This window comes from Ornatilinea apprima, assembly GCF_001306115.1.
GTDB classification, from domain to species: Bacteria; Chloroflexota; Anaerolineae; order Anaerolineales; family Anaerolineaceae; genus Ornatilinea; species Ornatilinea apprima.
This window is the reverse complement of sequence record NZ_LGCL01000045.1, coordinates 245,568-257,632: the sequence shown is the minus strand read 5'-3', so window position 1 is coordinate 257,632 and position 12,065 is coordinate 245,568. Positions and strand designations below refer to the sequence as shown.

General features: G+C 52.8%; 8 protein-coding genes and 1 tRNA gene. 2 read left to right on the top strand and 7 right to left on the bottom strand.

Annotated elements, in window-relative coordinates; genetic code table 11:
- Positions 1 to 160: 160 nt before the first annotated feature.
- Together ADN00_RS19445 and ADN00_RS19440 are read right to left on the bottom strand one after the other, a co-directional pair.
- A complete protein-coding gene (locus ADN00_RS19445; protein ID WP_075064658.1) occupies positions 161 to 1,339 on the bottom strand; it encodes a hypothetical protein in 1,179 nt (392 codons plus the stop codon).
- A 49-nt stretch (positions 1,340 to 1,388) separates the two neighbouring features.
- Positions 1,389 to 2,201 (bottom strand): ZIP family metal transporter, encoded by an 813-nt coding sequence (locus ADN00_RS19440; protein WP_075064657.1) that lies wholly within the window; start codon positions 2,199 to 2,201, stop codon positions 1,389 to 1,391.
- 125 nt (positions 2,202 to 2,326) lie between these two features.
- Between ADN00_RS19440 and rsmI the strand changes: the two genes are divergently transcribed.
- Positions 2,327 to 3,019 (top strand): 16S rRNA (cytidine(1402)-2'-O)-methyltransferase, encoded by a 693-nt coding sequence (gene rsmI, locus ADN00_RS19435; RefSeq protein ID WP_075064656.1) that lies wholly within the window; start codon positions 2,327 to 2,329, stop codon positions 3,017 to 3,019.
- 15 nt (positions 3,020 to 3,034) lie between these two features.
- On the opposite strand, the gene ADN00_RS19430 is transcribed toward rsmI, so the two are convergent.
- The 5 genes from ADN00_RS19430 to ADN00_RS19410 all read right to left on the bottom strand — a co-directional run bounded on the left by ADN00_RS19430 (position 3,035) and on the right by ADN00_RS19410 (position 10,351).
- Positions 3,035 to 3,310: a YbeD family protein gene (locus tag ADN00_RS19430; RefSeq protein ID WP_075064655.1), complete on the bottom strand. Its 276-nt coding sequence runs from the start codon at positions 3,308 to 3,310 to the stop codon at positions 3,035 to 3,037.
- Positions 3,311 to 3,435: 125 nt separating this feature from the next.
- A tRNA-Glu gene (locus ADN00_RS19425) sits at positions 3,436 to 3,508 on the bottom strand.
- A 60-nt stretch (positions 3,509 to 3,568) separates the two neighbouring features.
- Positions 3,569 to 8,275, bottom strand: coding sequence for an ATP-binding protein (locus ADN00_RS19420; RefSeq protein WP_075064654.1), 4,707 nt, complete (start codon positions 8,273 to 8,275; stop codon positions 3,569 to 3,571).
- Between the two features lie 98 nt (positions 8,276 to 8,373).
- Positions 8,374 to 9,591: a response regulator gene (locus tag ADN00_RS19415; RefSeq protein WP_075064653.1), complete on the bottom strand. Its 1,218-nt coding sequence runs from the start codon at positions 9,589 to 9,591 to the stop codon at positions 8,374 to 8,376.
- 61 nt (positions 9,592 to 9,652) lie between these two features.
- Positions 9,653 to 10,351, bottom strand: a complete 699-nt coding sequence (locus ADN00_RS19410; RefSeq protein ID WP_075064652.1) for an SOS response-associated peptidase — start codon at positions 10,349 to 10,351, stop codon at positions 9,653 to 9,655.
- Positions 10,352 to 10,525: 174 nt separating this feature from the next.
- Between ADN00_RS19410 and ftcD the strand changes: the two genes are divergently transcribed.
- Positions 10,526 to 12,058, top strand: coding sequence for a glutamate formimidoyltransferase (gene ftcD / locus ADN00_RS19405; protein WP_075064651.1), 1,533 nt, complete (start codon positions 10,526 to 10,528; stop codon positions 12,056 to 12,058).
- The last annotated feature ends 7 nt before the right edge of the window (positions 12,059 to 12,065 follow it).

Genomic DNA, 12,065 nt, shown 5'->3' with positions numbered 1-12,065 from the left:
AGCAGCGCTACCTGGTTCATTACATAGGGCTTAAACACGGGGTGGGCTTGTTTTCTTCTCATTCCTTTATTGAATCATTGCTTTTTAAAAATGTAAAGGGGCTGTCCTCTACTTTTTGGACAGCCCCCAATATCTACCATTTTTCACCCTGAACGCAGCATCAACCCCCAGAGGTGTCGCCGCCTCCAGATGATTCGGTCGGTTCAGGTGTTACTTCCGTAGGCACTGGCGTTACTTCAGTCGGAACGGGCGTTTCTTCAGTAGGAACCGGAGTAGTTTCAGTCGGCACCGGTGTCGTTTGCGTCGGCACTGGCGTTACCGCCTGGGTTTCCTGGGGTGTCTCATCTTTGTCGCCTTCACACTCGCGCTTGGCTTTCTCAAAAGCCTGGTTAACCTTATCATCCACACTGAAGGTCAGCGCCTTCTCAAATTGATCCTTGGCTTTGCAATAATCGCCGGCGAGCATCAATTGATTGCCAAATTCCACCAGCGCGATACGGTAGCGTTCCTGGGCCGTCCAGCCCGATAAATCGCGCAAATTTGGCAGGGCAGGGTAGACCTGCTCAAAATAGACCAGCACCTGCGGCCAATCCACCTTCCAAAAACTGGCGCCAGTCAGATAAAAGCGAGCGAACGTGCGAAATCCATCCGCTTCTTTATCCAACGGCGCAAACTTCTCTACCCGCGCCAAGTCGTAAATACCACCCTCCAGATTGCCATCGTTCACAATCTTCTGAACGCCGCGCTCGCGCAGTGCGATGTAATACATGCCGTCCACTTCTACGGTGCGGAAATTAATGTTCTCTTTGCGCATCAAATCCAACACTGTCAGAGCGTCATCCCATTGTTTATTCCTTAACAGGTCTTGCGCGCGCTGCATCATCTCTTCCACGCCGCTGAAATCGGGGGTGGGTTCCACCGTCATGGTCGGTGTGGGGGCCGTCGTAGGAGTGGACAGGGTTGCCATCGCCAGCATCACTTCGGTGAGCTTCTCAGCCGCGCCCGGATATTTGGGGTCAGCCTGAATGACATACTCAAAGCGTCGCCGGGCTGTCTCCAAACGGCCTGCTTGAAAATCTGCAATTCCCAATTCAAATTGGGTGGTTGTTACCAGGGTTAATTGGTCGGCAGCAATCCGCTTGCGATTCTGGATCGCGGTTTGATAACCAATCAAGCCGCCAATCATCCCTAAAATGACGACAGCGGCCACCCCGCCCAAAATCCACTTCAAGCGCTTCGGCTTTTCTATGCCAGGCGCCGGGGGCATATCCACAGGTAAGGCATTCGTCGAAGGATTCACTTCGACGGGTTTGGTTTCGTCAGTATTGTTGTTTAACATAGTGCAAATTATACCGCAGAACGTGTCAAATCTTCCCAAAAACCGAATTTTATCCCAAGGCGACATCCAGCATCATCATCACCGCGAAGCCCAGCATCGCACCCAAGGTGGGCAGATCGGTGTCTTTGTTGAGCTGCGCTTCGGGGATTAACTCTTCAATCACGACATAAATCATTGCCCCCGCCGCAAAAGCCAACGCGTAGGGCAACAGCGGTCGGATAAAATAGACCGCAGCCGCGCCCAATACCCCGGCAACCGGCTCCACCATACCCGAAGCCTGCCCAATCATAAAACTGCGCCACCTGCTCATCTTTTCCCTGCGCAGCGGGGCAGAAACTGCCAATCCCTCCGGGAAATTTTGAATGCCAATGCCAATCGCCAACGCCACCGCGGCCGAAAGGCTGGCTTCGGATACCCCTGCCGCTGCCGCTCCAAAAGCGACTCCAACCGCCAATCCCTCGGGGAAATTGTGCAGTGTAATCGCCAGCACCAGCAGAATGGATCGCTGCCAAGAAGTCTTAATCCCCTCTGCTTCATCAATCGGCAAGCCCAAATGCAAATGCGGTAGAATCCGGTCTACCAGGTATAAAAAACCGCCGCCGGCTAAAAATCCAATCAATGCTGGCACCCACGGCGTCCCGCCGTTAGATTCGGTCATTTCAATCGCCGGAGCCAGCAGCGACCAAAAACTGGCTGCAATCATCACCCCCGACGCAAACCCCAGCATCGCGTCCAGTAATCGGCGGTTAATCTCTTTTGTCAAAAAGACTCCGGCAGCACCCAGAGCGGTCAACCCCCAGGTGAAGAGAGTGGCCAGCAGGGCCTGCACAATAGGATTAAAGGTTCGAATCGCTTCAATCATTCTGCACCTCGTTGTTCATCCATGATCGCCATGAAAAATATCATGTATGCTCTGTCAGGAAAAATCCGTCTCGTTATCGATTTCGGGTAGAATTGGAAAGAACCGCTTGAGCAAAGGAATCAATAATGGCAGGAATTGGTAAATTATATATCATTGCCACTCCCATTGGCAACCTCAAAGATATCACCTTGCGCGCCCTGGAGACACTCCGCACCGTTGATTTTATTGTCTGTGAAGAAATCCGTCAGGGCAGCAAACTGCTCAACCGCCTGGATGTGCAGCCCAAACAGCTCTTGAATGTCAACGAGCACAACGAAGCCAGCCAGGTTGACGATGTGCTGCAGCTATTGTACGCCGGAAAAGATGGGGCGCTCATCTCGGACTGCGGCACGCCGGTCTTTTCAGACCCCGGCGCGTTCCTGATCGAGCGCGCGGTACAATCAGGCATCACGATTGTACCCATTCCCGGGCCTTCGTCTCTGATGGCCGCGCTTTCTGTTCTGAATTTCAAGCCCGAGCAGTTCCATTTCGCCGGATTTCTTCCGCGAGATAACCAAGAGCGGAAAACGCAGCTTAACCAGTTGAAAAGCATCAACATTCCCATCATCCTAATGGACACGCCCTACCGCCTCATCAAGCTGCTCGAAGAAACCAGCGCGGCCTTTGGCCCTGGCCGTCAGGCCACCCTGGCTTGTGACATCAGCCTGGCTTCCGAAAAAATTTATCGCGGCACGCTGGGCGAGATTAAAAAAGAAGTGGGCGAGAAGAAAGCGGAATTCATCCTTATCCTTCACGCCCCAAAGCCCTCTCGTAAATGAGAGGTTTTCTCAGCCTTACAAAATCATCAAAATTCTCTTGTTCTCGCTCATTTCAATATACAAACGGTCCACCTGCTCGCGAGACTCAGCGATAAATGTTACCGAAACCGACATGTACTTATCGCCGCTTGAAAGCCGCGAGGAGAAGTGATGCTCTTCCAAGCCGGGAATGTGCCGGCTGACCACATCCACAACCGTTTCAAAAAAACCTTCTTCATTATGGCCAACCGCCTTGAGCGGAAACTTGCATGGATACAGCATGATTTTCTCGTCTTTGCCTGTCGCCGTCATTATTACACCTCATAACATCAATTAATCAGATCCATCAGTCGATTGTACCAGACACCCAGCCTATACAGCCGGTTTTGTAACACCTTTAAAATAAATCGAAAAACCGCCATTTCTGGCGGTTTCTGTGCCTCCAGCGAGATTCGAACTCGCGTTTTAGCCTTGAAAGGGCTGCGTCCTGGTCCCCTAGACGATGGAGGCGCTGTGGAAGATATTCTACCAAACCCCCCCTATGTGGTCAAGGAAATTGACAGGCAATTTTCAAAATTGGTGCTGCTCGCGCAGACAAGTGCATAATTCTTTATGAGCGGCTTCTGCCAGTTCCCATTGCGAATCTACCACGCTCAATCCGCTCTCCTCCATCTGCGCCAGCATGTAATTGCACACTTCCGAATAACGCATACCGCCCAGATTGCCCGCCGCGCTTTTCAAATTCAACAGCGACTTCTTTGCCAACTGCGCGTCCTGCTTACGCATGGCGGCTTTGATCTGGTTCATTTCTCTACTCGTGTCGCGGATGAACAATTCCACCACATCTGAGAAGAAATTTGGTTCTGCTTCTGTCTGCAGGTTGAACAGGCTCTGCACTACCTTCAAATCCAGCACCGGCTGCCGGAAAACAGGAGCATCATTTGCCGTTTGCGCCTGGAGCGTATCCAGATCAATAAAACGCTGAATGACGTTTCTTAAGTTTTCCAGGGTTACCGGCTTCGAAATATAGTCATCCATCCCGGCCTGAACGCACAATTCCTTGTCGCCTTTCATGGCGTTGGCCGTCATTGCAATAATCGGTAAATGAGTCCCGCTCTCCGCGTGTCTGGCGCGAATTTGCCGAGTTGCTTCAAACCCATCCATGACGGGCATCTGGCAATCCATCAACACCAGGTCAACCGGCTGCCGCTCGTCGAACAGGCACTGCAGCGCCTCCATTCCGTGGTGGGCAATCAGTACATCATATCCCAGCTTCTTCAATTGACCAACGGCCAGTTTCTGGTTGGTCAGGTTATCTTCGACCAGTAAGATGGAACGCTTCGCGCGAGATCCCTGCCGCTTGTTTAACGGCTGGGTAACCGACTTGGATTCTTCGCTTCCCTCTTCCCTCAATCCCGCAACTAACTCCTGCAACACCTTTTTTATTTCTGAAAGCCGCAGTGGCCAATGAAGAATTCGATATTCCACACCCGGGATATTTTCCAGGCTGCCGTGCGCGTAAGCTTCACAGATCACAATCACTTTTGCATGCGGGCTCATCTGAGGCAGTCTCATTATCGAACCTAATGCCTGCCGCAAATCCTCACATACGCATAGATCAATCACCAGCCAGTCCAGGCTGCCGGGCGGCTCTTTTTGCAGCGCCCTGCAAATGACTGTGTCGTGCGTCTCGCTGGTTAACACTGGCTTCATCCCCCATCCGCTGAAGTAGCGCGAGATGACAGCCTGGTGAGACTCCGGTGCAATGACCAACGCGTTTTGCTGATCAAAACGCAGCGATAATTGGTTCCTGGCAGCCAGATCCTCATCGCCGCTGGATTTGCGCAGCGGGATTTCAAACCAAAACATACTGCCCGCTCCCTCGCGGCTTTCCACACCAATTTCTCCACCCATCAGCTCCACCAACCGTTTGGAAATCGCCAACCCCAGGCCAGTGCCGCCGTATTTGCGCGTCATGCTGCCGTCTGCCTGCGTGAAAGGCTGGAAGAGCCTTCGCATCGCAATATCCGACAGGCCAATCCCGGTATCAATCACCTCCACTCGCATAACAAGGTCGGTATCGCTTTCGCGCGCCAGGCCCACATTCAGAGTGACTGAGCCGGTTTGGGTAAACTTAAACGCGTTCCCCAACAAATTGACCAGCACCTGCCGAATGCGAACCGGATCTCCAAGCACAGTATAGGGCAGCGCGGGGTCAACGAATACCAGGTAATCCAATTTCTTCTCCTGCGCGCGGATGGTAAACATATCCACCGCACCCTCAATTTCGGTAGCTAAGTGGATGTTGATCCGCTCCACATGCACCTTACCCGCCTCAATTTTGGAAAAATCAAGAATGTCATTGATCAGATTCAACAATAAATAGGCTGAATCTTGAACCACCCGTGAGTATTCACGCTGCTCTTCCGAGAGTTTCGTTTCCAGCAACAGCTCCGTCATTCCAATCACCGCGTTCATGGGGGTGCGAATCTCATGGCTCATCGTCGCCAAAAATTCAGACTTTAATTGCAAGGCCTCAACCGCCTGGTCTCTGGCCGCGGAAATCTCTCTATTCGCTTTTTGAATTTCTTCCGCATTGGCCTGCAAGCGCATGGTGTAGCGGTTTCGTTCAATTTCCCCCCCAATCCACTGGCTCATCAGACGTAAGTATTCAAAATCAGTCTCATGAAAGGCATCTGAGCGCGTCTGGCTGCTAGTCATTAACAGCACGCCCCAGGGTTTATCCTCCACCATAATTCCCACACCCAAGAAAGCTTTCTCAATCTCGGCAAAAGCGGGTTTCTGTTTATTACAATCCAGATTGGAAATGCAGTGCGAGCCAACCGGAAATTCACTCTCCAGGAATGGTTTCAAATCCTCCGTAGTGTGCCGCCCTTCACTGTGATAAACGGCGCCATCCGCGTACAGACCTGAGACTTCAATCACCTTCTGGTCCGTTACTTTGTACATCACTCCTTTTTCGAGGCGAAAGAAAACGCAGCCAATCTTTATGAGCCGGTCAATTTTCTCTTTGAGACTCAAGCTGCTGGCAGAGGTAATATCATGAAGAGATCGTAGAAACGAAACATTCTTGCGCAGCACTGCTTCCGCTTTTTTCTGATCGCGCAGGTCTGTCACCACCGTAATCGTGCCGCCCACTTTGGCATCCCGCATCAGCGGCACGCCGGTGATCAACACATCCAAAAGCTGCCCCGATTTATGCAGCAGTTGAAACTCTCCATTGGCATATTCGCCCAGCATCGTCTGGCGCTGGAATTCTGCCATCTGTGCCTTCTGGTCAAATTTCACCAGGTCCATCATCTCGGCGCCATTCAGGTCTTGCAGGTTAAAGCCAACCATAGATCCGAAAGACGGATTGAAATACTCCAATTTTCCGTTGATATCCGTAACGGCCAGTCCCTGGCCCATATTGCTCATAATTTGCAGCGCAAGGTCGCGCTGAGCCTGAGAATCTTTTTCCGCAGTTATTCGTTCAGTAACTTCAAGGCCAATCCCCAAAACCCCGGCAATTTTCCCTTCTGAGTTGAGGAAAGGTTCAACATGGCATTGAAAATAACGCCCGCCATGATTCAATTCATAGGTGCTTGTGCCGCCCCCCAGGGCGTGTTGGTGCGCGTCCTTCGCTCCATAAATGAGTTCCTGCTCGTTGAACTCTTTTTCATTTCCTTCGGTATCCCGCCACTGCGACTTCAGCGCGCTGCCGCGAATGGAAACAATCTGCAAATTTTCATCCGTTATCCACAGCAGCGCCGGCAGTTGATCCATGACAAGCTGCAAGGTTGCCTGCTTTTCTTGCAACAAAATTTCCTTCTGCTGCTTTTCAACCGAGAGAGCAATTGCGGTGGTGGCGGCTTTCAATAAAACAATTTCCGAGGTCTCCCACGAGCGTTCTTTCTCGCAGTTACCAAACCCAATGTACCCCCAAAAAACCTCGCCAATCTGGATTGGCAATACGAGAACTGAGCGAATTTGAAGCCTTTCCAGGCGCTCCCTTTCCGCATCAGGGAAGTTTTTCACATTCCCATTAATCATGTAACCGCGCGTTAGCATTTCTTGCCAGCGCATCATCCCATCGGAATACAAATAGCTGCCGACAGAAATGTAATTTTTCGATGCAAATGAATCTTGCACCCACTCCGCTAGCTGCACCGCCATCAGACTGCCGTCCTCCTGCTCGAAGTTCTGGCACAATTGGATGCGGTTCGTGCCCGAAGCTTCGCCCAAAATGGAAAGCACCTTGGGGATCACATCCTCCGTTTTGGCCGCGCTGAGCAGCAACGTCTCGATCTGCACCAGGCCAGCCAGATAGCGCTCGCGTTTCTCTAATTCGTCTTCAACCATCTGCCGCATCTGAAGCTCGCGTGTCTGGTCTTCATAGACTTCGGCCAGTTCCACCGTCTGCCCCACCGCCGAAGCCACCGCCTCGGCCAGCCGCACTTCCCGCTCGGTGAAAACGCGGTGCTCAAGCGCGTCCAGGCCTAAAGACCCCAGCAGCTTGTTGCGCACCACCACTGGTACCAACAGCATCGAAACAGTTCCGCGCCACTGCATAAGGTCTCGCACGGCTTCCATGCGCGGGTCAGAAGCAGTATCCTCAATCACAATGGGTTTCAGCGTCTCCTGCAGCAGTTCCATAACGGGGTTGCCTTCCAGAGGCAGGCACTCACCCAATCCAGACGGGCGTCCTGGTTCCAGGTATTCGGCCACCACCCTGGCATGCCCCTCCGCTTGAAAAATGATCGCGAGCGCGGCCTGGGGCACGTTCAGGCTGACCGCCAATTCTGCGCAAACCTTGTTGTAAATCGAAATGGTATCCGTACTGGATGTGATCGTTTGAGTGATGCGGTTGATGAGCAGCGCGTTTTCCAAATCCAACGCCAGTTCATCATGTGCTTTCTCAATCTCAGAGAATTGCAGCGCCAGGCAGCTGCCCAGATGCGCTCCCCCAGAAATCAACCGGCTATCCAGCCTTATGCGTTCCCCCTGTGCGCCTCGTCCCATCAGGGGGCCGGCCACGCTTTCCGCGGCCAGCGCGGTCAGATCCTCAACGGTGCGGATGAAGCCGCGCTCTGCCAGCAGTAACGGCAGACCGCCATGTGGTTTGGATTGATATTCTGGAAAAAAAACGTGGAATGCCTTATTGGCGGAAATCACGGAAAAATCTTTAACCGAGAGGACAACCGTCGCGGTAGAAGACTGATTGAAAAGCTCAAGGTATAGCTCGTTGAACAAATGGGGTTCTGGACTGCTTTGCATGCTTCCTCGAGTTCCCTGCCACTGCAAAATTCATCGCATCATAAGCCGCGATGTAAGCTGGAATTTCCTGCCAAAAAAGGACTCGAATTTGGCCCTGTTTAACGTTTTGAATGCTGGCGGGATTTGCTGCGCTCCAATACACGCTGATAAGCCGGGCTTGGGCTCGCAGAAGGTGACTCTTTATCCTCTGGTTTGCTTAAGGCAAAGGCAAAATCCTCAAACAACGCCCCTACCGGCGTTTCCGGCTCGCCCAATACAGGCGGAATTCCTAAATTAATCGCGGAAACAAATCCATCCGGCACAAATGGCACCACATATTGAATCGGGTGCTTCATCACATTCTCAATGTCTTTGCGCGCCAACCCTTTGCGCTCAAAGGTCCAATTCATCACAATCCTAATCTTTTCCCGCCCATACCCCAGCTCGTCAAACACTTCCAGCGCGCCCACCACGGCCCGCACAGACGCCAGCTCGGGGGCAATAAGCACAATAATCTCATCCGCCGCGTCCAGCCCCGCCAGGGTCGTTTCGCGAAAATCGTGGGGCAGGTCAAGCACAACGTAAGGGAAATTGCCGCGCAGCAATTCCAGAACCCTGGTCGCGATGGCAGGCGTCACCGTCTCGCCTTCCACATAGGTGCGCGGCGCGGCCAGCACAGAAACGCCCGAATCATGGTTCAATAAAACGCTTTGCAGCAGATCGCTTTCCAATTCCTCGCTGGGAATTTTTGCCAGGTCTCCCCAGGTATTGCGCAGCGGCAGATTCAACATCAGCGCGCTCTGCCCCATTGTCAGCACCATATCCACCAGCGCGACCGGCTCCTTCCACAATTGAGAAAGCCCGACGGCCAGGTTGGTGGCAAAAGTGGAAACGCCAACCCCGCCGCGCAGCGAAAAAACGGCGATTACTTTGGATGTCTTTTGCACTTTTTCTGGCCGCGCCACAGCCACCCGCCGCAGAAGCACTTTAACCCGCGCTTGCAGTTCAGCGGGCTGGAAAGGCTTGGTAATGTATTCATCTGCTCCAGCTTCAAACCCCTTTATTTTCTCTTCCAGCGAATCGTGGGCGGTCAGCATCACAATCGGCGTATTGGCTGTAGCCGGCATAGCCCGCAGGCGGCGGCAGACTTCATACCCGTCCATGTCTGGCATATTAATATCTAAAATAATCAAGGCTGGTTTGACAATTTTAACCTGCTCCAATGCTTCACTGCCATTGCCAGCCGTAGCCACCTCAAATCCGGCCTGCTTCAACGTTGCAGAAACTACCTTTAAATTGACAGGATTATCGTCAACAGCCAAAATGCGTTCAACCATTCTTATCCTCCATCACCAACGTTGTTTTCACGCTGCTGAAGCTCAAGGTAACAACCAGCCTTCAATCAAAAAGAGTTGCCGCAGGTGGTTTTTGCTCAAGGGGCAGAATCAATTGCGGTGTGTCTTCCCATGCGGAATTCACCTGCGTGGATACCGCGTAGGCATCCATTCGCTCCGCGGGGTATGGGGTAAGCATCTGTTTCAGCAACCCCACATTCGATTCACCCAGCCATTCCTGATATGCCCCTGGGGCGAGAATTACGGGCATCCTCTCATGATAGCGACTCACCAGGTCATTGGCCGCGCAGGTGATAATCGAACAAGATGTCAGCTCGCTGCCATCCGGAGACTGCCACAAATCCCAGATGCCCGCGAAGGCAAATAAAGCATGATCTTTCAGAAAGAAGTAATACGGCTGCGCGGGCGTTTTCCTTTCTTTACCCCGCTGCCACTCGTAGAACCCGTCTGCAGGAATTAAACACCGTCTTCGAGAAAAGGAAGTGCGGAAGGAAGGTTTTTCTTCAATCGTCTCGCTGCGCGCATTGATCAGCCGGTTTCCAATTTCCACATCTTTCGCCCATGAGGGTACCAGTCCCCAGCGCATATACTCCAATCGCTGTAGATTCGGGTCGCGCACCACCGCAACCGGCTGGGTAGGTGCCACATTAAAACGCGGCTTCCACTCGAGCGGGGTTTCAGCCAAACCCAACTCAAGCTGCAGCGCGGCTGCTTCAATTGTGATGGTAAATCGCCCGCACATCGCTCACCTGATTCACATAGTTAACCAATATAATTATACACATTCAAGTTCTTAATCCGGATTAATCCTCATAAAAAGCATGTGAATATGGACACCCGGGGTCATACGGCTCTTTGTGGTTTATAATAACCTGCGAACAAATAGAAACCAATAAATTTTTCAAGGGATTGTCAAATGGCCAGACAAATTGTTGAGTGTATTCCCAATTTCTCCGAGGCTCGACGCCCCGAAATCGTTCAAGCCATTGCCGCTTCAGTCTCCTCTATTCAGGGTGTGCAAATATTGGACCAACATTCCGATTTGGACCACAACCGCACCGTGATTACCTTTGTTGGGCCAAAAGAAGCGGTTGAAGCAGCAGCGTACCAATCCATTGAAACCGCCGCGCGGCTGATTGACCTGAACCAGCATACTGGCGAGCATCCGCGTATCGGTGCTGCCGATGTGGTGCCTTTTGTGCCCATCAGCGGCGTCACAATGGAAGAATGCATCGAAATGGCGCATCGCCTGGCCAAACGCGTTGCCAGCCAGCTCAACATCCCCGTTTACCTCTATGAAGAGGCCGCCCAAAACCCCGACCGCAAAAACCTGGAAAACATTCGCAAAGGCCAGTACGAAGGACTCAAAGAAGAAATTCTCACCAACCCCAACCGCAAGCCCGATTATGGCCCCGCTGAACTAGGCCCCGCCGGCGCGACGGTGATTGGCGCGCGCAACCCCCTGATCGCGTTCAATGTCTATCTCACCAGCGATGATGTTGAGATTGCGCAAAAGATTGCCCGCACCATTCGCTTTTCAACCGGAGGACTGCGTTTTGTCAAAGCGATGGGCGTGCTGGTTGATGGCCGCGCGCAGGTCTCAATGAACCTGACCCATTTCCGCAAAACTCCCCTTGCCCAGGTGGTTGAGATGATCCGCCGCGAGGCCCAGCGCTACGGAGTTGCCATCCACCACAGCGAACTGGTCGGCCTCATCCCGCAAGAAGCGCTCGAAGACGCGGCCGTGTGGTACCTGCAATTGGACCAGTTTGAGAAAAATCAGATTCTTGAAAACCGTCTGGCCGACCTGGCAATCGAATCTGCCTCCGTCGCTGCGCCTGAACCGTCGTTTATTGACGAACTGGCCAGCGCATCCCCCACACCTGGCGGCGGGTCTGCCTCGGCCTATGCTGGCGCGATGGCAGCCGCGCTGGTGTGCATGGTGGCGCGCGTTACTCTGGGCAAAAAGAAATACGCCGAAGTGGAAGCTGAAATGCTGCAAACCATCGAGACTGCCAGCGCGCTGCAGGCACACCTGCAGGAATGCGTAGCCCAGGATTCAGCCGCGTTTGAAGCCTTCATTCACGCGCGCCGCCTGCCTAAAGACACCCCCGAACAGGAAGCAATACGATTGCAGGCCATCTCCGTCGCCACGTACCAGGCCGCCAGCGTACCGCTGGATGTGGCCGAAAACAGCCTGAAGGTACTCAAACTGGCCCAGGCAGTCGCCCGAAAAGGCAACCTCAACGCGGTCAGCGATGCCGCCTCTGCTGCCGCCCTCGCCCAAGCCGCCATCATTGGTGCCGGTCACAACGTACGTATCAATTTGATCGGTTTGGAAAGCGAAGAGCAAGCCGCTGGTATGCTCCAACGCCTGCAAGAAATCGAGACAGCCCAGATCGAAATTCATTCAACTATTCCCACCATCATCAAGGAACGCAGTCAATAGACTCAAG